At 64.4% G+C, this 21,302-nt stretch carries 20 protein-coding genes; 10 read left to right on the forward strand and 10 right to left on the reverse strand.

The annotated features are described in order from the left end of the window. Positions 1–43: 43 nt before the first annotated feature. Together CXY83_RS18170 and efeU are read right to left on the reverse strand one after the other, a co-directional pair. The gene (locus tag CXY83_RS18170; protein ID WP_104197526.1) at positions 44–511 is read right to left on the reverse strand and encodes a cupredoxin domain-containing protein; all 468 of its coding nucleotides are present in this window, start codon (positions 509–511) and stop codon (positions 44–46) included. 28 nt (positions 512–539) lie between these two features. Further along, on the reverse strand, positions 540–1,409 hold the full coding sequence (gene efeU, locus CXY83_RS11680) for an iron uptake transporter permease EfeU (RefSeq protein WP_104197527.1): 870 nt from the start codon (positions 1,407–1,409) through the stop codon (positions 540–542). A gap of 179 nt (positions 1,410–1,588) precedes the next feature. Here efeU and CXY83_RS11685 point away from each other — a divergent pair, with 179 nt between their 5' ends. From CXY83_RS11685 to CXY83_RS11705, 5 genes are all read left to right on the forward strand, one after another. Next, positions 1,589–2,539 carry a PIG-L deacetylase family protein gene (locus CXY83_RS11685; protein WP_166786107.1) on the forward strand — a complete coding sequence of 317 codons (951 nt, stop codon included), beginning with the start codon at positions 1,589–1,591 and terminating at the stop codon, positions 2,537–2,539. A gap of 81 nt (positions 2,540–2,620) precedes the next feature. Next, positions 2,621–2,944 carry a ferredoxin gene (gene fdxA / locus CXY83_RS11690; RefSeq protein ID WP_104128115.1) on the forward strand — a complete coding sequence of 108 codons (324 nt, stop codon included), beginning with the start codon at positions 2,621–2,623 and terminating at the stop codon, positions 2,942–2,944. A gap of 9 nt (positions 2,945–2,953) precedes the next feature. Next, positions 2,954–4,054 (forward strand): succinyldiaminopimelate transaminase, encoded by a 1,101-nt coding sequence (gene dapC / locus CXY83_RS11695; protein WP_277612390.1) that lies wholly within the window; start codon positions 2,954–2,956, stop codon positions 4,052–4,054. A 232-nt stretch (positions 4,055–4,286) separates the two neighbouring features. Further along, positions 4,287–5,573 (forward strand): citrate synthase, encoded by a 1,287-nt coding sequence (locus CXY83_RS11700; RefSeq protein WP_104197753.1) that lies wholly within the window; start codon positions 4,287–4,289, stop codon positions 5,571–5,573. 439 nt (positions 5,574–6,012) lie between these two features. Next, on the forward strand, positions 6,013–7,515 hold the full coding sequence (locus CXY83_RS11705) for a nitronate monooxygenase (RefSeq protein WP_233200849.1): 1,503 nt from the start codon (positions 6,013–6,015) through the stop codon (positions 7,513–7,515). A gap of 514 nt (positions 7,516–8,029) precedes the next feature. Here the strand turns inward: CXY83_RS11705 and CXY83_RS11715 are convergent. The 4 genes from CXY83_RS11715 to dapD form a co-directional block, all read right to left on the reverse strand. Then, the gene (locus CXY83_RS11715) at positions 8,030–8,509 is read right to left on the reverse strand and encodes a hypothetical protein (RefSeq protein ID WP_146069925.1); all 480 of its coding nucleotides are present in this window, start codon (positions 8,507–8,509) and stop codon (positions 8,030–8,032) included. A 377-nt stretch (positions 8,510–8,886) separates the two neighbouring features. Further along, a complete protein-coding gene (locus CXY83_RS11720; RefSeq protein ID WP_146069926.1) occupies positions 8,887–9,420 on the reverse strand; it encodes a hypothetical protein in 534 nt (177 codons plus the stop codon). A 209-nt stretch (positions 9,421–9,629) separates the two neighbouring features. Continuing rightward, positions 9,630–12,332 carry a penicillin acylase family protein gene (locus CXY83_RS11725; RefSeq protein WP_104197533.1) on the reverse strand — a complete coding sequence of 901 codons (2,703 nt, stop codon included), beginning with the start codon at positions 12,330–12,332 and terminating at the stop codon, positions 9,630–9,632. 94 nt (positions 12,333–12,426) lie between these two features. Next, a complete protein-coding gene (gene dapD, locus CXY83_RS11730) occupies positions 12,427–13,410 on the reverse strand; it encodes a 2,3,4,5-tetrahydropyridine-2,6-dicarboxylate N-succinyltransferase (RefSeq protein WP_104197534.1) in 984 nt (327 codons plus the stop codon). A gap of 26 nt (positions 13,411–13,436) precedes the next feature. Here dapD and dapE point away from each other — a divergent pair, with 26 nt between their 5' ends. The 3 genes from dapE (at position 13,437) to CXY83_RS11745 (ending at position 16,130) form a co-directional block, all read left to right on the forward strand. Next, positions 13,437–14,570, forward strand: coding sequence for a succinyl-diaminopimelate desuccinylase (gene dapE / locus CXY83_RS11735; RefSeq protein WP_199184962.1), 1,134 nt, complete (start codon positions 13,437–13,439; stop codon positions 14,568–14,570). A gap of 15 nt (positions 14,571–14,585) precedes the next feature. Next, complete coding sequence (locus CXY83_RS11740) at positions 14,586–15,848, forward strand: hypothetical protein (RefSeq protein WP_233200851.1); 1,263 nt, start codon at positions 14,586–14,588, stop codon at positions 15,846–15,848. A 105-nt stretch (positions 15,849–15,953) separates the two neighbouring features. Next, the gene (locus CXY83_RS11745; protein WP_092108645.1) at positions 15,954–16,130 is read left to right on the forward strand and encodes a DUF3117 domain-containing protein; all 177 of its coding nucleotides are present in this window, start codon (positions 15,954–15,956) and stop codon (positions 16,128–16,130) included. A 76-nt stretch (positions 16,131–16,206) separates the two neighbouring features. Here CXY83_RS11745 and CXY83_RS11750 read toward each other — a convergent pair whose 3' ends face one another. Next, complete coding sequence (locus CXY83_RS11750) at positions 16,207–16,839, reverse strand: O-methyltransferase (protein WP_104192976.1); 633 nt, start codon at positions 16,837–16,839, stop codon at positions 16,207–16,209. Between the two features lie 86 nt (positions 16,840–16,925). On the opposite strand from CXY83_RS11750, the gene CXY83_RS11755 reads away from it, so the two are divergent. Both CXY83_RS11755 and ppk2 read left to right on the forward strand, forming a co-directional pair. After that, on the forward strand, positions 16,926–17,315 hold the full coding sequence (locus CXY83_RS11755; RefSeq protein ID WP_104197535.1) for a twin-arginine translocase TatA/TatE family subunit: 390 nt from the start codon (positions 16,926–16,928) through the stop codon (positions 17,313–17,315). A gap of 43 nt (positions 17,316–17,358) precedes the next feature. Next, entirely contained in the window at positions 17,359–18,180 is an 822-nt protein-coding gene (gene ppk2, locus CXY83_RS11760; RefSeq protein WP_104197536.1) for a polyphosphate kinase 2, read from the forward strand. A gap of 3 nt (positions 18,181–18,183) precedes the next feature. Here the strand turns inward: ppk2 and CXY83_RS11765 are convergent, their stop codons facing one another. The 3 genes from CXY83_RS11765 to CXY83_RS11775 are packed head-to-tail and all read right to left on the reverse strand — an operon-like array spanning position 18,184 to position 21,225. Further along, positions 18,184–19,335: an Mrp/NBP35 family ATP-binding protein gene (locus CXY83_RS11765; RefSeq protein WP_104197537.1), complete on the reverse strand. Its 1,152-nt coding sequence runs from the start codon at positions 19,333–19,335 to the stop codon at positions 18,184–18,186. Further along, positions 19,332–19,907, reverse strand: coding sequence for a DUF1003 domain-containing protein (locus CXY83_RS11770; protein ID WP_104197538.1), 576 nt, complete (start codon positions 19,905–19,907; stop codon positions 19,332–19,334). Before CXY83_RS11770 ends, CXY83_RS11765 begins: the two co-directional genes overlap by 4 nt. After that, the gene (locus CXY83_RS11775; RefSeq protein WP_104197539.1) at positions 19,894–21,225 is read right to left on the reverse strand and encodes a magnesium transporter MgtE N-terminal domain-containing protein; all 1,332 of its coding nucleotides are present in this window, start codon (positions 21,223–21,225) and stop codon (positions 19,894–19,896) included. Before CXY83_RS11775 ends, CXY83_RS11770 begins: the two co-directional genes overlap by 14 nt. Between the last annotated feature and the right edge of the window lie 77 nt (positions 21,226–21,302).

Here is a 21,302-nt window from a genome sequence, read left to right on the forward strand (position 1 = left end):
CAAGGTCGCCGAACGATTCGGTGCCCGTGACGAACTGGTTGATCTACTGAGAGACGTATGAGGCGTAGTCGGAGTTGGCGGTGTCGATCTGGGCGGCGCGGTTGACGCTGACGGTGGCGGCGGCATCCGTTTTGGTAGCGGTGAATTCGGCCTTGCCGACGCTGTCGCCGGCCATCCCCGGCTTACAAGAGGTGAAGTAGCTACCGGCGTCGAGCTGCACGACGAGGTCGCGACTAAGACCGGGGCCGATGTTCTCGGCCTCGCCGACGATGCGCAGACCGTCGGCGGCGAGCAGGTAGAACTCGGTCACCTGGTCACCGGAATTGGTGACCGAGAAGCGAATGCTGCCAGCCGGCGCCTCGTCGGCTGACACCGCACAATTCGTCGCGTTGCTGTCCACGGCGAGGGCCGTGTGCGAGGCGGCCGGGTTGTTTGCGACGCAGCCGCTGAGCAGAGTGACACCGAGAACACCGACGCCGAGCAGGCGGGCATAACGCAAGACACGAGGCATGAAGATCCTTTGGCAGAGAAATGAGAAGTCAGTGCGCGGCAACCGGAACGGGTGCCGGCGTCTGGGGTGCGGTCTGAACCGGGTGGGTGGTCGTGCGGCCGTGGCGGCTTTTTTTGATGAAGAGGCTCAGTGTCGGCACGGCGTAGGCCAGCCAGGCGAACATCTCCAGCCAGGTGGTGGCGGGGGAGAAGTTCAGGGTGCCCTTGAGCAGCGTGCCATACCAGCTGTCGGGCGGCACGGCGGCGCTCACGTTGAAGGCCAGGGCATGCAGGCCGGGCAGGAATCCGGCTTCCTGCAGGTCGTGCACGCCGTAGGAGAGTACGCCCGCAGCGACGATGATGAGAATCGCGCCGGTATAGGTGAAGAACTTAGACAGGTTGATCTTGAGCATGCCCGCGTAGATCAGTGCGCCGAGGCCGATCGCCGTCGCGATGCCGAGCGCCGCGCCGAGCAGTGGCATGGTCGTCGCCCCGGTGGCCTGCACGGCGGCCCAGAGGAACAGGGCGGTCTCGATGCCCTCACGACCGACCGCGAGAAAGGCGACGAGAACGAGGCCGAGGCCGGTGCCGACAAGGTGCTTGTCGATGTTGCCCTGCAGGTGCCCCTTGAGGTCGCGTGCGGTGCGCAGCATCCAGAACACCATCCAGGTCACCAGGCCGGTCGCGACGATCGACAACACGCCCCCGATGGTCTCCTGTGCGGTGAACGAGAGCCCATAGGTGCCATAGGTGAGCAGGGCGCCGATGCCGAGGGCGAGGAGCACGGCCAGGCTCACGCCGATCCAGATGCGCGGCAGCACGTCACGACGGTTGATTTTCACGATGTAGGCGATGAGGATCGTCACGATCAGCGCGGCCTCAAGGCCTTCGCGCAGGCCGATCAGGTAGTTTGCGAGCACAGGGTCCCTCGAATAGGTCGGGCACGTTTCGGGTGAAAGCTTTGGTAAGGCTATCCTTACCGAATCCGACTCTAGTCGGAACGGCGCGAACGTGTCTAGTTATAATTTGACTCGAGCACGGGTGTTACCCAGCAAGATGAATAGCCAGCAGAACAGAAACGGTGCGTACGCCCATGGTCATGTCCGGCAGCAGCGAACGAATCCTGTTCGTGCATGCCCGGCCCGGCGACGAATCCGCACTTACCGGCGGCACGATTGCCCGGCTGCGCGCCGATGGGTCACGGGTGGTTGTGCTCTACGCCGGTGCTCTCATCGAAGCAGACGCCGTGATCTTTGCGGCGTTGGCCGAGCTGGGGGCGCGCAGCTGGCACCGCTTGCCACAGGTCTCCGCGCTCGAATTCGTCTCGACTTTTCGAGAGGCGATTGACGCACTCGGGGCAACCGCAGTGGTCGTTGGCGCCGTCGATGACGGTCTGCGTGTGGTCGCGACGACCGCAGCGCACGAGGCCGGCCTGCCGGTGTTCCTGGCCTGCACGGTGCGGCAGGCAGCCGGCCAGCGTCTCATCGCCATCGACGTCGGCGCTCACCTCGACCAGAAACTGCGCGCCCTCTCTCACTTCCCTGCGCGCTGGACGCTGACCGAGCACACCCGCGTCCTGGCGGACGGGGCTATCGATGTCATCACCGACACCGAAACGTTCCTGAGAGCGGATGCCCCGCGCACAGCGCTGCCCGCGCCCACCCGACGGCCCGCGCGCCCGACCCTGGCGAACCGTTCGTTGGGCGGTCTCGGCGGACTGCTTCTGGGCATCCTCTTCGGTGTGCTGGGAACCATCGCTCACCAGGCCACCCTGACCCTGTTCGGGATGGCGCTGCCGATCGGCCTGACAATCGCGTTCGTCGGCATCGGAGCGCTGCTGCTCGGGCTGCGCCTTGTCGTGGGGGACAGGTTCGTGGTCGGCCTCGCCGCGACGGGATTACTCCTGACCATTTTTGTGCTGTCACTGCGCGGTTCCGGGGGGTCGGTGCTTGTGCCGGCGGGCCTGCCCGGAACCCTGTGGACTGTTGTTCCGGCGCTGATCGCGGCTTTCGTGCTGGCTTGGCCGAAACTGCCGCCGCGCCGGCGCTAGCCGGCGCCGCGTAATACGGAAAGAGGCCTGACCGAGGGGGCGTACAATCAGGTGTCCGCTCTCGAAGGGAACCCCCAGCCTGTGACGTATGTGATCGCTCTTCCGTGCGTTGATGTCAAAGATCGTGCCTGCATCGATGAATGCCCGGTGGACTGCATTTATGAGGGCGAACGATCCCTCTATATCCATCCGGACGAGTGCGTCGACTGCGGCGCCTGCGAACCGGTCTGCCCGGTCGAAGCCATCTACTACGAAGATGACCTGCCCGAACAGTGGTCCGACTACTACAAAGCCAACGTCGAATTCTTCGACGACATCGGCTCCCCCGGCGGAGCCGCCAAAATCGGCGTCCTCGCCAAGGACCACCCCGTCATCTCCGCACTGCCACCACAGGTTCAGCACTAAGCGATTTTCGTGCTGAAGCCGCTTCCGGACTACCCGTGGGACCAGATGGTTCCGTTCGCCGAACAGGCTCGGCAGCATCCAGGCGGGATCGTCGACCTGTCGATCGGTTCGCCGGTCGATGCCACGCCCGACGTCGTGCAGCAGGCGCTGCGCACCGCAACGGATGCCCACGCTTATCCGCAAACCGTCGGTACGCCCGCCCTGCAGCAGGCGATCATCGCCTGGTATGCCCGGCGCCGCGGTGTCACTGGGCTGGAGCCCAAGAACGTGTTGCCCACGATCGGTTCCAAGGAGCTCGTGGCGCTCATGCCGTTCATGCTCGGCCTCGGTGATGGCGACACGATCGTGCACCCGCGGGCGGCCTACCCGACCTACGCGATCGGTGCGGCTATTGCCGGTGCTGTGGCCGTGGCCTCTGATGATCCGGCCGAGTGGCCCGAATCGACCAAGCTGATCTGGCTGAACAGCCCCGGAAACCCGGACGGCCGAGTCTTGTCGGTCGACGACCTGCGCGCTGCCGTTGCCCGCGCCCGCGAACTCGACGCCGTGATCGTGAGCGACGAGTGTTATGCCGAGCTTGGCTGGGACGCCCCGTGGAATGCCGAGGCGATCCCGAGCATCCTCGACCCCCGGGTTATTGACGGCGACCGACGCAAAATCGTCGCTATCTACTCGCTCAGCAAGCAGTCCAATATGGCCGGCTATCGGGCGGCTTTCGCGGCCGGCTGTAGCGCCGTGCTCGAGCGCCTGCTGACCGTACGTAAACACGCCGGCCTCATGCTTCCGGCGCCGCTACAGGCGGCAATGATCGCCGCTCTCGGCGACGACGAGCACGTGAGCGTTCAGAAAGAGCGCTATCGCGCACGCCGCGCTGTGCTGCTTCCCGCGCTGGAGGAGGCCGGCTTTCGCATCGATCGCAGCGAGGCGGGGCTCTACCTGTGGGCGACCGAGGGACGACCGGCATGGCAATCCGTCGAACGGATGGCCGCCCTCGGCATTCTGGCCGGTCCCGGTCCGTTCTATGGTGATGTCTACCCTGAGCACGTGCGATTTTCGCTCACCGCGACCGATGAGCGTATTGCCGCCGCTGCAGCACGCCTGGTGGTTTGAAGCAGCGTTTGTCTGGGCTGAGGGCTTGTGGACTTCTGCCAACGAATCGACCGAAGTCTTAGCTGATGCAACAGCGGGTGGTCAGGCGGATTAGGCTGTAGTCGCGACGGAGTCGACCACAGCATCTTGATCACTGGCCGACTCAGTGACGCGTCGTCACATTTCATCCGGCAGTGATACCCGAGGAGGCTCCGTGACCGACGTCGCGCAGCACACAACATCCGGCGAACCGATCAGCGCTGACCCGAATAAGGTCACCATCACCTTTCCTGGCGGGAGTGCAGAGTTCCCGATCCTGACCAGTGTGGACGGCGTGTCGAGCATCGATATCTCCACCCTGACCAAGAAGACCGGCCTCACGACGCTGGACTACGGTTTCGTGAATACTGCGGCAACTCGCTCCGCGATCACCTATATCGACGGTGACGCCGGTATCCTGCGCTATCGCGGGTATCCGATCGAACAGATCGCTCAGAACTCGAACTTTCTCGAGACGGCCTGGCTGTTGATCTACGGTGATCTGCCCAGCGCGAGTGAACTGGCTAACTTTGACGATCGCATCCGCCACCACACGCTGTTGCACGAAGACATGCGTCGGTTCTTTGACTCTCTGCCGCACAAGGCGCACCCGATGAGTGTGCTCGCCTCGGGCGTCTCGGCCCTGTCCACGTTCTACCAGGACTCGCTCGACCCGAGGGACCCGGAACAGGTCGAGATTTCGACCATTCGCCTTCTGGCCAAGCTGCCGGTCATGGCCGCCTACGCGCATAAGAAGAGCGTCGGTCAAGCCTTTCTCTACCCCGACAACTCCCTGAGCTTCGTCGACAACTTCCTCAAGCTCAACTTCGGCAACATGGCCGAGCCCTACGAGATCAACCCGGTCGTCAGTAAGGCCCTTGAACGCCTACTCATGCTTCACGAAGATCACGAGCAGAACGCGTCGACCTCGACGGTGCGCCTGGTCGGCTCGACGGAGGCCAACCTATTCGCGTCGGTCTCCTCCGGCATCAACGCGCTGTTCGGGCCGCTGCACGGCGGAGCCAATGAAGCCGTATTATCGATGCTCGGTGAGATCCAGGCATCTGGCCAGGGCGTCGAAAAGTACGTCGAACGCGTCAAGAATAAAGAGCAGGGCGTGAAGCTCATGGGCTTCGGGCACCGGGTCTACAAGAACTACGACCCGCGCGCCACGTTGGTCAAGGAGAGCGCCCATGAGGTATTGGCCGCCCTCGGCGTGCAGGACGACCTGCTCGACATTGCGCAGGAACTTGAGCACATTGCGCTCAATGACGATTACTTCAAGGAACGTCGCCTGTACCCCAATGTCGACTTCTACACCGGCGTCATCTACAAGGCGATGGGCTTTCCGACCCGCATGTTCACTGTGCTCTTCGCGATCGGTCGTCTGCCCGGCTGGGTTGCGCACTGGCGTGAGATGAACGAGGATCCGGCCACCAAGATCGGCCGCCCGCAGCAGCTCTACGTGGGTTCCCCGGCCCGCGACTACCCCCGCAGATAGCATCGCGCCTGTACTCTTCCTGCGCAAATGACCCGGTGCTGAAGACCCCGCGCACTACGAACAGGGGCGCAATCACGGGTCGATAGCGCGGGCGCGCGAGCTGCTGGTGGGTGTTTGAAGAGCAATAGCTGTGATGTGCTCTGGTGACTGGCGTGTGGCGTGATGGGTGCTGACGCGGTGGCCTGCGTCAACGGCCGGCGCAGTAATTATTTATGGATACATCCGCACGGTCGAGCGTGCGGACCGACGCCCCAAATCACTCGGACGTCGGCTGTCCCTCGTTGATCGCGCCTTCCGCCGTCTGCCCTCCGCATCTAGCTTTTCGCTTTTAGCCGGAGCTGGCATGGACCTTCGGAACGTATTCGTGGGACGGAATATGCACGGGAATAGTCTGTGAAAGGGCGCCCACCCGTGGTGTCCGTCACTGAAAGGTTCGCTTATGACTCTGCTCCAGATGACTGCGTCCGTGATACTTGCGACGGCCACATCCACGACTCCGCGCCCAACGCAGGCGCTGCCAACCATCATTCAGGGCGGCATGGGAGTTGCCGTGTCATCGTGGCAACTCGCCCGCGCGGTGTCCAAGGCGGGGCAGCTCGGTGTCGTCAGCGGTACCGCTCTCGACACGGTCATAGCAAGGCGCTTGCAGGACGGCGACGCGAGTGGCCACGTGCGCCGCGCGTTGGCTCATTTTCCGGTGCCGGCCCTGGCCGATCGGGTACTGCGGAGATACTTTCGGGCCGGTGGCCGTCGCTCTGGAATTCCGTACCTTCCCATCGCGAAGGTCAGCCAGCATCCGCTTGTGAAATCGCTAGAGCTGAGTGTCGTCGCGAACTTCGTCGAAGTCTGGCTGGCCAAGGAGGGCCACGAGGGTCTGGTCGGCATCAATTTTCTTGAGAAGGTGCAATTGGCCACCCCGAGCGCGGCCTACGGAGCAATGTTGGCTGGCGTCGACTATGTGCTGATGGGAGCTGGAATCCCGGCCGAGATACCCGCGCTGCTCACCGGACTTGCCCGGCACGAGACCCGGGCGCTCGACCTGCACGTCGAGAACTCCACCACCAGATACTCCGTCGAATTCGATCCGGAAGCCCTGACCGGTGGAGGACTGCCGCCGTTACACCGCCCCCGTTTTCTGGCGATCGTCGCTGCCCATGTGCTCGCTGTGTACCTGACCCGGGAGGAGTCGACGCGTCCCGACGGCTTCATCATCGAAGGACCGCGGGCCGGCGGGCACAATGCGCCTCCGCGCGGACGCGGTTCCCTCGATGACGACGGCCAACCCGTCTACGGCCCCCGGGATGACGCCGATCTGGCGAAGGTCGCAGCGGTCGGCCTGCCGTTTTGGGTCGCTGGCGGTTATGGCACCCCCGAGCGGGTCAAGGAAGCCCTCGCGATTGGTGCTGCTGGCGTTCAGGTGGGGACACTGTTCGCCCTCGCGGCCGAATCCGGCCTCGACGATACCCTGCGGGAGCAGCTGCTCCGCCAAATCGACAGCCAGGAGCTGGAGATTCGTACCGATCCGCTGGCCTCCTCGACAGGATTCCCGTTCAAAGTCGCGACGCTTCCGGGAACCCTGTCGGACGCCACCCTGTATGAAGAGCGCCCACGCCTATGCGATCTCGGTTATCTCCGGGTGCCGTACGAACGTTCCCCCGGAGTGCTCGGCTACCGGTGCCCAGCCGAACCGGTCGCGACGTTTGTGCGCAAGGGCGGTTCCAGCGCGGAGGCCGCCGGCCGCAAATGCCTGTGCAACGCCCTCACGGCCAACGTCGGACTCAGCCAGACCCGGCGAGATGGATACGAGGAGTTGCCGCTGGTTACTCTCGGTACTGACCTCGACGGGGTCACCGCCTTGCGTGCCGCGTACCCCCAGGGCTGGGCCGCCACCGAAGCCGTAGCCTATCTCGAGTCTAAATCTCGATGGCAGCCCACGGACTGAACCGGCGCAGTGCGGGTTTCAGCCGTGCGGGTACAGCTGGAAAGCTGAGCAAGGGAGAGTCTTATCGGTCGGGTTATGGGCGAGGTAGCGGTACCGGTGATTTGAGGCCGGGACGTTGTCGCCACGACGAGCGCGCACACGGAGTTGCGGTGAATCTCTCGATGTCGAGCGTGTGGTGGTTGTGTCGGTCAGCAGCCGGGTCCGCGGGGGTTGGTGTTGCAGTCTTGGGCGACGAGCACGGTTGATTCTTTGGCAGCCATAACGGTNGCGAGCCAGACAGGGTCTTGACCAGCCACGGCGTTGACCAGCCACGGCGTTGACCAGCCACGGCGTTGACCAGACACGGTGTCGACCAGCTCGATCGACGGATATGGAATGGCTACGGGCATGAGCGGGTTCTGGGATTCGGATGTCACCATGTATGACCTCCGAATGGACAGAGTCCCGGCCGATTGTCGTGCGCGTATTGACTAGTGGGTGCGCGGCGAGGTTTGGGTGGGCCGTCGCCAATCGGTCAGCAGCCGGGTCCGCGGGGGTTGGTGTTGCAGTCTTGGGCGACGAGCACGGTTGATTCTTTGGCAGCCATAACGGTGAAGGGGGCTGACGGCACGGTGACGATGCCTTCGACGGGCCGCCAGCCTTGGTCGCCGAAGCTGTAATCGGCGCGGTAGTCGATGGTGAGGCTGACGGTGTAGGTGCCTTTTGTGGCGTACGTGTGGCTGGTGGTGGTGTTGGAGAATTCGGCGAGGTTGAGGTTGTTCCAGTTCGAGCCGCTTGTTGGGGTTGAGGTGGTGTTGCTGTCTCCGTAGTCCCAGTGGTAGCCGATCGGGGTGAACATGACGTGGGCGGGTTGGCCGAGGAGTAGTCCTTCTTGGATTTGTGCGGATGGGGCGGCCCAGAAATTTGTGGGCAGTCCGACGATGGTCCAGCCGTTGGGTTCCATGTTTGTGGGGGCGGCGTAGGCGGGGAAGTTTTGCAGGTCGGAGACGCTCACAATGGTTGAGGGGGAGCATACGGTGCAGGGAGTTGTGGGTGTGTTGGGTCGGGCGAAGGGTAGGAAGGAGCCGTTGCCGCAGGGAATAGTGTCGATGCCGGGCTTTGCCGGGTCGCCGTTTGCGCACACTCGCGGTGGCGCCAGGGGGTCTGTTCCCCCGCGTCCTCGTCGTGGGTGACTTGAGATTCCGGTACCGCTGGAGCCCGTGGTGGTATCTGCCGTCAGATCAACGCCGCTGCCGATAGCCTTCCCGCCCGTTTCCGGAGGGTCGGGACAGGCATAGAGAGCGCCGGCTATTGCAGTGCAGGCAATAGTGCGTGCGCCAGCGAATGCGACTTCAGTGGGATAGAGCAGTGCAATCGATGTGGCTGTAACAATTAGCAGAAATTTGAGCCGGACCATGAGTCTGATTTCTCGACGAAGAGTCGGTTGGCGGAGGAATCATGAAGAAGAGAAACTTGTAGCGGGTAGCGATCGGGGCGCCCTGCCGGAATAACCGATGCCCCCGCAGCGTCGATCACGTCCGTCTGCGTAACGTCAAGGCAGACATAGGCGATGACGTCGCCTGACGACAAATCTGCACTCTGCAGCGTGAATGAATCGAACGCAAGATCACCGACGAGGTGGATTTTGTCCGTCGATATTCGTTCGTAAGTTGCCAGTTCCGATTCGAGGACTTCGCCGACTGTGTACTCGGAAATTCTCTGCGCTTCCGCTCCACCTTCATGGGCGATCTTGTTGGACATCACCTGGTATTCGGAATAGGCATCTTCCGCAGCAGCCAACGCCTCGTCGTTCGAGGCGAAGACCGGGGGAGTGTCGGTCGGCGTGGCCGTTGCTTCGGCGACGGGTGCCGCCGAAGTAACGGGAGCGGAGTCGGGAGCGGCCATGCATCCACTCAGCGCGCCCATGACGAGAGTCGAGAGAACACTAAAAAGCACAGCGCTGTGCACGCGTCGTGGCCGCATCGAGTTTTGCATGGGGTCACCATAGACCGAATTGCTACAACCGCGCTTGAACTTTCCACAGGCCGGTGTTTAACCTAAAACCCCACTGAGCCAGGCCTGCCGAGCGCTCTCCGAGCGTGATCATTCAGACATGCAACCGCTTGGGAACCTACCTACGACGCGGGCTCGAGGGTCAGTGTGTTGGTCGCGTTGCCGTTGATGGCAGCGGGGGTGAACAGCCAGGGGCGGGTTTCGTGGTCGCGCCAGAGCGGGGCCTGGTCGGTGTAGTTGGGGTGGAAAGCGTGCCCGGATGCCCCGGTGAGGTTGATCCAGCTGGAGTCGTCGAAGTTCTCCAGGCTGACGACCTGTCGCATCGACGGTACCCAGTCCACTTGGTAGCCCGAGGTGGCATCCCAGCCGACCGCATTGACGACGGCTGAACCTCCGGCGAGCTCGTACGGCCCGCGGTTGAACAACCATTCCAGCGGGCCGATCCCGGACTTGCCGAAGCTCTGGTTGGTGAGCTCAAGGGTGTGGATGCTGCCCCACTGCCAGTCCGTCGGGTTCGATCCCATGAGGTCGGCAGCCTCCACCGCGGCATCCGTCATTACTCGGCGCAGCATACTGTCCTGCCCGATGGTTCCGTAGGCGGCGTTGGACCACCACGGGGAGTTCGGCTCAGCGAGGAGGCTCGTGACCACGGAGAAGGCACGATCACCGCCGGTGAGGGCAGCGCCGGCGTCGATCTTGCCGGTAAATATGTCGTGCACAAGCGTGCGCCAGATCACGTTGAAGTACGCGGCGGCGGCACTGTCGGCGTCCATTTGGTAGTCCCAGCCGTCGAGCAACTTCTGTGCTTCGGTGGCGTCACCGGTGAGTCGCACCTGCTGCAGGGCCGGCACCAGTGCCGCCGCGATGGCGCTGTAGTTGTCACCCTGAATCTCGCTCATCAGCTCTGCGGTCAGCGGGGTTTTCGCGGCAATGAGTTCCTGCAGCCGGGCCGTGATCTGGTTTGCTCGATAGCCCAAATCCCAATCGGCGGTGAGTAGGTAGGGGTAGCTCTGGTCGGTGGCCGCGTTATTGGCCGTGACGATGTATCCGCTCGGCGGATTGAACGTGCTGGGCAGGGCGTCGAAGGGGATGTATCCGGTCCAGCCGTACTGACTGGTATAGCCCGGCACCGGCAGGGTACCGTTGCCGCTGGCCCGAATGGGGATAAGCCCGGGCGCTTGATAGCCGATATTTCCGTCGACGTCGGCATAGGTCAGGTTCTGCGCCGGTACCTCGAACAGGGCGGCCGCGGCGCGAAAACTGGTCCAGTCGGTCGCCTGGTTCAGGGCGAAAATAGCGGATGCTGTATGCCCCGGCGTGAGCGCCGTCCACTGTAACGACAGCTCGTATGTGGTTGAGTCCGCGCCGGTTGGGTCAGCGCCGGTCTGGTCAGCACCCGCCTCGGCGATCGGGGTTGGAGGCAGCCCTGCCGCCTCCGGAAAGTCACTGGCGATCTGGGGGTAGGCGGTGCCCTCGAAACCGCTCAGCAGCGGACCGTGTCCGGTCGAGCGGATCTCGATCTTGACGTCGTCACCGCCGGCGACGGAGATCTTTTCGTCGCGCAGCAGCAGGGGCCTGAGAACGCCGTCCACCTCGTAGCTGTCGCCGGTGACCTTCTCGATATAGAGATCAGCGACGTCAGGGCCGAGGTTCGTGAAGCCCCAGGCGATGCGCTCGTTGTGCCCGATGATCACGCCGGGCATTCCCGAAAAGCTGTACCCGGCAACGTCGAACGGGCAGTCGACCGTGATCGACTGGCAGCGTAACCCCACCTGGTACCAGACCGAGGGCAGCGCCGGGCCGAGGTGCGGATCGTTGGCGAGCAGGGGCTTGCCGGTGTCGGTGAGGGCCCCGGCGACGACCCAGGAATTGGAACCGATCTCCCCGCCGGCCGGTCCGAGTAATTCAGGCACCGTTCCGAGGTGCGAGCGCAACTCGGTGAGAGCCCGCGCGTACGAATCGACGGAACCGGAACCGGCACCGGAACCGGAACCGGGTGCGTCGGGCTCGGTGCCCGGGGTGGCGCCGCGGTCGGCGGCGGGGATATCCGTCGAGTCAATGTTCGGCCGAGCGGCCAGCGCCCCGGGTGACGGCTTGGTGATGGCCTGGCTGCCGGTGATGGTGGGGTGCTGGTCGGACGGAAAGTCCGGGTGCAGTTGGCTCACCTCGGTGGGGGTGAGCGTCGTTGACAGCAAGGCGCGGTCGATCTCGTCGTCGAGGTTGGAACGCAGGTCCCAGGCCATGGCTTTCAGCCACGCGACGGAGTCGGCCGGGGTCCACGGTTCCACCTCGTATCCGGGGTTCTGGAGGCCCAAGACGGCATACTCGAGCGACAGGTCGGCTCCGTGGTGGGTGCCCAGGTAGGCATTCACGCCATCGGCGTAAGCCTGGTAGTAGCCGAGGTTGACCGGGTCGAGAAGGGCAACCTCCTGCTCGGCGACGGCTCGCCAGCCGAGCGTGCGCACGAATGTGTCGGTACCGACCTGGCTTTCTCCGAACAGTTCCGACAGTCGCCCGCTCGTGATGTGCCGGCGAAAGTCCATCTCCCAAAACCGGTCCTGCGCATGCACGTAGCCCTCGGCGAGAAACAGGTCGGCAGCGGTCTTCGCGGTGATCTGGGGAATTCCGGCGTCATCGCGGGTGACCGTGACCGTGTCGGTGAGCCCCGGAATGTCGACGGTGCCAGCCAGCGTCGGAAACGACCGCGTGACCGTCCAGACCCCGAGACCCGCGGTGACCACAACCAGGCTGACCACGATACCGAGCGCGATCAACGCACGCCGAACGCGACGGTGCCCCTTGCTGCGCGGTGCGTCGGTGCCCACATCACTCCCTCGTGAATCGAGCGATCCCCACCCGAGCGGATGCCGCTACCCGGATGGTATCGGAACCCGCCGACATCCGCTTGGCGGCCGCTGTCTAGGCGTGCAGCGCGGCGTTCAGCGTGATGCCGCTGCCACTGCGAGCGAGCACCTCGACGGCGCCGGAGATGGAGTTGCGGCGAAACAACAGGTTCGGCATGCCGGAAAGCTCGACCGCTTTCACCGTGGACGGGGCGCCGTCTGCGGTGACCGCTTCTCCGACCAGGACAACCTTGGTGCCGGCCGTGACGTAGAGCCCGGCCTCCACAACACTGTCGTCGCCGATGGCGATACCGACACCGGAGTTAGCACCGAGCAGGGCGCGGGCGCCGATCGAGATGCGCTGCGTTCCACCGCCGGACAGGGTTCCCATGATGGATGCCCCGCCACCGATGTCGGCGCCGTCACCGACCACGACACCCTGCGAGATACGGCCCTCGACCATGGAGGAGCCGAGGGTGCCGGCATTGAAATTCACAAAGCCCTCGTGCATCACGGTCGTGCCGGGAGCGAGGTGGGCGCCGAGCCGCACGCGGGAGGCATCCGCTATTCTCACGCCGACCGGCACGACGTAGTCGAGCAGCGGCGGAAATTTGTCGACGCCGCTGGCCTGGATGCCGGCGCGTTGCAGGATAGGACGAAGCCGGGCGAAGTCGGCCGGCAGCATCGGGCCGGCATTGGTCCAGACCACCGTGGGCAGGTGCGCGAAGATGCCGTCGAGGTTGATGGTGTTCGGTCTGACGAGCAGGTGGGAGAGCAGGTGCAGCCGCAGATAGGCATCCGAGGTGCTTGCCGGCGCCGCATCGAGAGTGATTTCCACCGTGATGGCCTCGAGACGCACCGCGCGGCGAGCGTCGTCACCGGCTGCTTCGCACAGTTCGGCCGAAACGATCCAGCGGTCACGGCCGGTCGGCAATGCTCCGAGCGCCGGGGACGGAAACCAGGTGTCGAGCACGGTGCCATCCGAGGCGACGGTGGCGAGACCATACCCCCAGGCCTGAGTCGGTGCGGATGTGGCGTTTTCGGTAACAGCAGAGGGCATACCTCTAGATTAGTAGAGTGACTTCTTTGACTCCGGCCCCGGCCGCTCCCGCCAGCGCCGCCGCAAGGCCGGCACAGCTCACCGTGCTCGACCTGACGGCGACCTCGATCGACCTGACCCGGCAAATCTGCGACATGGAGTCGGTGTCGGGCAACGAGACCGCCCTCGCTGACGCGATCGTGGCTGCCCTCGCCGGTTTCGATCACCTCGAGATCATTCGCGACGGCGACACCGTCGTCGCCCGCACCAACCTCGGCCGCGGCCAGCGCGTCGTCATCGCCGGCCACATCGATACGGTTCCGCTCAACGACAACCTGCCCACCCGTTACGAGACCATCGACGGCACCGAGTATCTCTGGGGTCGGGGCACCGTCGACATGAAAGCCGGCGTGGCCGTGCAGCTCAAGCTCGCCGCCGAACTGACCGACCCCGCAGTCGACGTGACCTGGATGTGGTATGACCACGAAGAGGTCTCCGATGAACTCAACGGCCTCGGACGCCTCGCCCGCAACCGTCCCGACCTCTTCGCCGGTGACTTCGCGATCCTTGGCGAGCCGACCCGGAGCCAGGTCGAGGGCGGCTGCAACGGCAACCTGCGCGTGGAGATTCGCACCTTCGGGCTGCGCTCGCACTCAGCGCGCAGCTGGGTCGGTGAGAACGCCATCCACAAAGCCGCTCCTATTCTCAACATTCTGGCCGGGTACGAGGCCCGTGAGGTCGAGGTGGAGGGCCTCGTCTACCGCGAAGGCCTCAACGCGGTCGGCATCACCGGCGGCGTCGCCGGCAACATCATCCCCGACGAGTGCATGGTGCATGTCAACTATCGTTTTGCGCCGAGCCGCAGCGGCGACGAAGCCGTCGCCCATCTGCGCGAGCTCTTCGCCGGCTATGATCTCATCGTCGTCGACCGGGCCGAGGGTGCCCGCCCCGGTCTCGACGCCCCGCTCGCCCGTGAGTTCCTCGCCGCCGTCGGTGGCGTGGCCACGCCGAAATATGGCTGGACCGATGTCGCTCGCTTCTCGGCCCTCGGAGTTCCGGCCGTCAACTACGGGCCCGGTGACCCGCTCAAGGCTCATGCCGACGACGAACGCGTCGCCGTGGCCGAGATCACGGCCTGCGAGAAGGGTCTGCGCGACTGGCTGAGCGCATCCGTTCGGTAGCGCAGCGACAGCACAATGACTGAACGGATGCTCGGCCCCCGCAGCCCGGCCGCCCGCAGTCAGCGCGCCCGCAGTCAGCGCGCCCGCCGGCTGCCAACCGTCTGGCACGTCCGCTACCGGCTGACCCCGTGGTGGGGCAAAGTGTTCGTGGTTTGGGCACTATCGCGACTGGTCACAACGAGCCTCATCCTCGTGCTGGCGAGCGTTCAGGGCCCCAACGCCTGGACCGGTGCCAGCCCGAAATACACCGACTTCGCGACCATGTGGGACGGGCGCTGGTACAACATCGTCGCGATGCTCGGCTACCCGAGCGTGCTGCCGATCACCGACACCGGCGAGGTGGGCGAAAATGCCTGGGCATTCATGCCTGGCTATCCGGTCGTGGCCCGGCTACTCATGGAGCTGACTAACTTTCCGTGGGCGCCCGTGGCCGTATTCGTGTCGGTGGTGTTCAGCCTGGGTACCGCCCTGCTGTTCTACCGCCTGATGGCTCGGGTGCAGCCGCCGAACACGGCACTGTTCGCGGTCGTGCTGTTCTGCGCCGCCCCGCTATCGCCGATTCTGCAGTTTGCCTACGCCGAGTCGATGTACCTGTTTTTTCTGACCCTCGCCCTCTACCTGCTGCTGGAGCGCCGCTACTGGTTGCTCTACCCCGTCATCGCGGTCATGGCCCTGACCCGGCCGAGCGGGCTCGCCTTCGCCCTCGCCCTTGGCCTGCATGTCATCTATCGCTTCGTCACCCGCGCCCGCGACCCGTTTTCCCGTCACGAGTGGATGTTGGCGGCATCCGTGGCCCTGTTCAGCGCGCTGATGGGATTGGTCTGGCCGATCACGGCCTGGGCCGCCACGGGCGACCTGATGGCCTACACCGACACCGAACTGGCCTGGCGAGCGCCGTACATCGGCTACGTGGAGCTGGTCCCGTTCACCGCGTGGTTCCAGGGCGGGGTCTGGTGGCTCGGCGACCCGTGGGGCATTGTCGTGGTGACCGCCCTTATCCTGACCTTCGCCGTGCTGCTGTTCACTCCCGCCGTCCGGCGTCTTGGCGTGGATTTGAGGCTCTGGCTGGCCAGTTACGGCCTCTACCTGCTCGCGGTGTTCTTTCCGCAGTCGAGCACGTTTCGGCTGCTCATGCCGATGCTTCCCCTACTCGGGGCGGCCGCGTTGCCGCGCAGCCGGGTCTACCGCGTGGCCATGGTTGCACTGTTCGTGGCCGGCCAGTGGGGGTGGCTGCTGATCTGCTGGGGCGTCGACGGGTACGACTGGACACCGCCTTGACGGGCGGCTGCAACCCTCGAATCTGACGCTGTGTCTGACCCGAATTTACGTCTCAGGCTGAGATAGTCGATAATGGTGGTACAAAGACGAATGGAAGGGGAGTTCATGGCGGCCATGAAGCCACGGACCGGAGACGGGCCAATGGAGGCTGTAAAAGAGGGACGCCTAATCATCGTGCGTGTGCCGCTCGAAGGTGGGGGGCGGCTCGTTGTGTCAGTCAACGACGCCGAGGCCAAGGAACTTCACGATGCACTCGCCGGGGTTGTCGCAGCGGCGAAGTAGCCTCGTGTTCCTGTAGGTGACACACCAGAACGGCCGCGCAGTAACTGCGCGGCCGTTCTGGTGTTTTAAGGGCGTGTCAGGCGCGCAGCTTGGTGATCTGCAGCAGGCCATCGCCGACGGGGGAGAGCGCACTGATGACAGCGCTCGACGCGGCAATCTCGGTCAGTAATGTGCGAAAGCCGGTCGCGACATCGTCGCGCTGGGCTGGGTCGGCCACCCGGCCGCGCCAGAGAGCGTGCGCGACAAGCACGGTGCCACCCGGACGAGCCAGACGCAGTCCGTGTTCGACGTATTCGATGACCGATTGCGGGTCGGCGTCAATGAACACAATGTCGTAAGAATTCTCGTTCATGCGCGGCAAAACTTCGCTGGCCTTGCCCGTGATCAGGCGCACCCGGTTGGCGGGAACCTTCGCCTCGGCGAAATTCGCCTTGGCGTGCTGCAGATGGTCGACCTCGGTGTCGATCGACGTGAGAGTGGCGCCAGGAGCCCCAGTCAGCAGCCAGATGCCCGAAACTCCGGCCCCCGTGCCGACCTCGAGGATACTGCGCGCCCCGGTCGCAGCGGCCAGAACGGCCGATTGCGCCCCGACCGCAGGCGTTATCGCGTCGATTCCCAGCTCGAGGGATTGCTGGCGCGCTCGGATGATGGCTTCGGATTCCACGACACAGTCGTCGGAGAATTTCCAGTTCAGTTCAATGTCAGACACAAATAACTCCAGTAGATGATTAGGTCAAGACTAGGGCCGTGGCGCGTGTGGTCTGTGGATGCCTCGCCGGGCGCTAATCTAAGGACATGTTTGGGCTGACGTTCGAAAAGATTCTGCTGATCGGGATCATCGCTGTTTTCTTGCTCGGCCCCGATAAATTACCGCACTATGCCGCCCAGCTGGGTCGTCTCGTGCGGCAGCTGCGCGACATGGCCAACGGTGCCAAAGATCGTATGCGCGATGAAATGGGCCCGGAGTTCGACGATCTGGACTGGAAAAAACTGGACCCGCGCCAGTATGACCCGCGCCGCATCATCCGGGAAGCCCTTGCCGACGAAGACCCGTTCAAGGAACAGTCTGCGACGATTTCTCGCGCCGAGCCCAACCCTGAAGGCGCCTACCTGAAACGTAAACGTGCCAGGGATGCTGCCCGAACCGCGCTCGGGCCGGCCCCGTTCGATTCCGAATCCACGTAGACAGCATGCGTTTGCGAGTAGTGAAGAGCGGAAAGAGAGGTTGATGTCTGCTGTCAAGAAACCCAAACGCGTTACAAAGACCGTCTATGAGGCCGAGCTCGCCCGGCTGCAGGCCGAATTGGTCACGATGCAGCAATGGGTGAAGTCATCCGGCGCCCGGGTCGTGGTGATCTTCGAGGGCCGCGACGCCGCTGGCAAAGGGTCGGCGATCAAGCGCATCACCCAGTATCTCAATCCGCGTGTTGCGCGCGTGGTGGCCCTGCCGATGCCCACCGAACGCCAGCGCGGCCAGTGGTATTTTCAGCGCTACATCGAGCACCTGCCGTCGACCGGTGAGATCGTGCTGATGGACCGCTCGTGGTACAACCGGGCCGGCGTCGAGCGGGTCATGGGCTATTGCACCAGTGATGAATACCGTCGGTTTCTGCATCAGGCCCCTCTGTTCGAACGGATGCTGGTCGAAGATGGAATTTTGCTGGTCAAGTATTGGTTTTCGGTGTCTGACCTGGAGCAGGAACGACGGTTTCGTTCGCGTCTGAAAGATCCCATGCGTCGGTGGAAGTTGTCCGAGACCGATGTGCTGTCGATTACCAAGTGGGTGGATTACTCCAAGGCGAAAGACGAGATGTTCGTGCACACCGACATTGCCGAAGCGCCCTGGTGGGTGGTGGAGAGTGAAGACAAGCGAGCTAGCCGCCTGAACGCAATCAGCCATCTGCTCTCCCTCGTGCCCTACGAGAAGACCGACCCACCCAAGGTGCACATTCCGCCACGCCCGCCGGCTTCCGACTATGAGCGGCCGCCGCGCGAGAGCAACCATCAGGTTCCCGACCACGCGGCGACGCTGGTCAAGCCCGAGGAGTAGGCGTCAGCGGGGCGTGAGTTTCAGGCTGAGCCCAGCCAGGCTTCGAGTGCGCGTCTTCATAGTGTGGGCGAGTGCGAGAATAGCGCGGGCTGAGGGGTCATCCGGTGCGCCGAGTACGACCGGCAGGCCGGCATCCCCGCCGGTGCGCAGCGCCAGGCTCAGCGGAACCTGCGCGAGCACCGGAACCGGTGCTGTCTGGCCGGCGGAGAGTCGCCTGGCCACTTCGGTGCCCCCGCCCGAACCGAACAGTTCGAGCAGGCTACCGTCGGGCTGCACCATCGCCGACATGTTCTCGATCACGCCGTACACGCTTTGTCCGGTCTGCCGGGCCACGATTCCGCTGCGCTCGGCCACATCGGCCGCCGCGGCCTGAGGGGTGGTCACGACGATGACCTCGGCGTGTGGCAAAAGCTGGCCCACCGTGATGGCGACGTCTCCGGTACCGGGCGGCAGGTCGAGCAGCAGCACGTCGAGGTCGCCGAAATACACGTCGGTCAGAAACTGTTTGATCGTGCGGTGCAGCATCGGGCCGCGCCAGGCGACCGCCGCCGACGCATCGTCGATGAACATACCGATCGAGATGACCTTCACGTTGTGCGCGATCGGCGGCAGGATCATGTCGCCCACCTGGGTCGGTTTGACCGCGAGACCGTCGTGCACGAGGCCGAGCAGGCCAGGAATGCTGAAGCCGTGCACATCGGCGTCGACGATACCCACCCGCAGTCCCTCTCCGGCCAGGGCCACGGCCAGGTTGGCAGTGACGGTGGATTTGCCGACGCCGCCCTTGCCGCTCGTGATCGCGTAGACCCGGGTGAGTGACTCCGGGCCGAACTGCACGCTGCGTTCCGCCTGGCCACCGCGCAGTTTCTCGGTGAGCGCGGTGCGTTGTTCGCGAGTCATGACGGCGACCTCGACGCTCGCCCGGCCCGGCCCGGACACCGACTCGGCGGCGGCGAGAACGTCGCTCTCGATGCGTGCAGCGGCCGGACAACCGGCAATGGTCAAGCGGATGCCTACGCTCACCCGTCCGGTGTCGCTCACCGTCACCCCCGATACCATGTCGAGATCGGTGATGGGCTTGCGAATCTCCGGGTCGGTCACCCCGGCCAGGGCGGTGAGAACACGGGAGCGGATGGCGTCGGGGGCAGAATTCATGCGGTGGGGCGGCTTTCCGTGGTGCTGTTTGGGGCAGGAGGTTCATCTACGGGATTGCGCTCGTCTGCGCGACTGCGCTCATCCAGGTGCTCGAGCAACGTGCGCAGTTCCGCGCGAATGAAATCCTTCGAGGCCATGTCCTTGATCGCGATGCGCAGGGCCACGACCTCCCTGGCCAGGTATTCGGTATCGGCGAGGGTGCGTTCTGCGCGCTGCCGGTCTTGTTCGAACTGCACCCGGTCGCGATCGTCCTGCCGGTTCTGGGCGAGCAGAATCATCGGAGCAGCATACGATGCCTGCATCGACAAGACGAGGGTCAGCGCGATGAACCCGAGCGCAACCGAGTCGAACCGCCACGCCTCCGGGGCGAGGGTGTTCCAGGAGATCCAGGCGACGGCGAACAGGGTGAGCCCGAGCAAAAACCAGGGGGTCCCCATACCGCGGGCGATGGCCTCGGTGAAGCGGCCGAAGCTGTCCCGGCTGTGACCAGTGCGGCCAAGACCTACGAGGTTGCCGGTGCGCAGGCCCTTGGGCGCATCCAGGCGCAGGTCGGCGCGGTTATTGCGGGCCACGAGGCGTCCTCTGCACTCCGGGCAGCGGGATGCTGCCGGTTCTCAATTCGCTGCGGGCAGCGGCCCGGCGGCGCACATCGTCGTTGCCGTCGTGGCTGCGCCAGTCGTCGGGCAGCAGATAGTCGAGCACGTCATCAATCGTCACCACCCCGACCAGTCGGTAATTCTCATCAACCACCGGCACCGAAACCAGGTCATAGCTCGCCAGAATTCGGCTGACTTCAGCGGCCGAGGTGTCGGCGGTCACCGGGTCGAGGCCGGCGTCGAGCAGCGTGCCGAGACGTTCGTGGGGTGGGTAGCGCAGCATCCGCTGAAAATGTACCATGCCCAGAAAACGACCGGTAGGAGCTTCGTAGGGGGGCAGGGTAACGCAGATCGCCGCGCCGAGCGCTGGGGCCAGGTCGTGACGACGGATGCGGGCGAGCCCCTCGGCGACGGTGGCGTCTGCCGAGACGATGATCGGCTCGGTCGTCATGAGCCCACCGGCGGTGTCGGGGGCGTAGGAGAGCAGAAAACGTACATCTTCGGCTTCTTCGGGTTCCATCAGGTCGAGCAGCTGCTCGCCGCGCTCTTCCGGCAGCTGGGCGATGAGGTCGGCCGCGTCGTCTGGCTGCATCTGGTCGAGCACATCGGCGGCGCGCGCATCGCCGAGGCTGGTCAGAATACCGACCTGGTCGGTTTCGGGCATCTCCTCGAGTACATCGGCGAGGCGATCGTCTGGCAGTTCGCCCGCTACCTCGAACATGCGCTCCCGCGGCAGGTCCAGCAGGGTATTGGCGAGGTCGGCGGGCTTGAGATCGGAGTAGGTCGCGATGAGGTGCTCGGCGGATTGCGCCTGGCCCTTGGTCTCTTTTTCGCGCACTTCGGCCCAGGTCGCGAATGACGTGACGCCCTTGACGAAAGGCGAGGCGCTGGTCTTGGGGCGGCGCACGAACAGCTGGCTGATGGCCCAGTCGGCCTCCGTGCCTTCTTTGATCGCGACGTCTTCAATGGTCGCTTCGCCGGAACCGTCGGTGAAGAGCACTTTGCGCCCGAGGAGTTCGGCGATAACGCGCACTTCGCCGCCGCGCTGCTCGTAACGGCGCACGTTGATCAGGCCGGTCGTGATGATCTGGCCGCTGCCGATGCTGGTGACCCGATTGATCGACACGAACACGCGCCGTTTGCCGGGGATCTCCACGATCAGGCCTACGACGCTGGGCGGGTCGTTTTTTCGATACACCACGAGAACATCGCGCACCTTGCCCACGCGGTCGCCCGCGGGGTCGAAAACGGTGCACCCGGCCAGTCGGGCAACAAAAACTCTGGTGGCACTCACATGACAAATCTAGGCCACCCGCGCGGTAATACGGCCACTCTCAGTGACCCAGCGAAAATGTCAGAGTGCGATCCGAC

The organism is Cryobacterium sp. M15, from assembly GCF_002929675.1.
In the GTDB taxonomy this organism is placed as follows: domain Bacteria; phylum Actinomycetota; class Actinomycetes; order Actinomycetales; family Microbacteriaceae; genus Cryobacterium; species Cryobacterium lyxosi.

Excerpts from the sequence above, each read along its gene's own strand:
- CXY83_RS18170 (WP_104197526.1), bottom strand. The coding sequence starts at position 511 with ATGCCTCGTGTCTTGCGTTATGCCCGCCTGCTCGGCGTCGGTGTTCTC.
- CXY83_RS11685 (WP_166786107.1), top strand. The coding sequence starts at position 1,589 with ATGTCCGGCAGCAGCGAACGAATCCTGTTCGTGCATGCCCGGCCCGGC.
- CXY83_RS11705 (WP_233200849.1), top strand. The coding sequence starts at position 6,013 with ATGACTCTGCTCCAGATGACTGCGTCCGTGATACTTGCGACGGCCACA.
- CXY83_RS11720 (WP_146069926.1), bottom strand. The coding sequence starts at position 9,420 with ATGGGCGCGCTGAGTGGATGCATGGCCGCTCCCGACTCCGCTCCCGTT.
- dapD (WP_104197534.1), bottom strand. The coding sequence starts at position 13,410 with ATGCCCTCTGCTGTTACCGAAAACGCCACATCCGCACCGACTCAGGCC.
- CXY83_RS11740 (WP_233200851.1), top strand. The coding sequence starts at position 14,586 with ATGACTGAACGGATGCTCGGCCCCCGCAGCCCGGCCGCCCGCAGTCAG.
- CXY83_RS11745 (WP_092108645.1), top strand. The coding sequence starts at position 15,954 with ATGGCGGCCATGAAGCCACGGACCGGAGACGGGCCAATGGAGGCTGTA.
- CXY83_RS11755 (WP_104197535.1), top strand. The coding sequence starts at position 16,926 with ATGTTTGGGCTGACGTTCGAAAAGATTCTGCTGATCGGGATCATCGCT.
- ppk2 (WP_104197536.1), top strand. The coding sequence starts at position 17,359 with ATGTCTGCTGTCAAGAAACCCAAACGCGTTACAAAGACCGTCTATGAG.
- CXY83_RS11765 (WP_104197537.1), bottom strand. The coding sequence starts at position 19,335 with ATGAATTCTGCCCCCGACGCCATCCGCTCCCGTGTTCTCACCGCCCTG.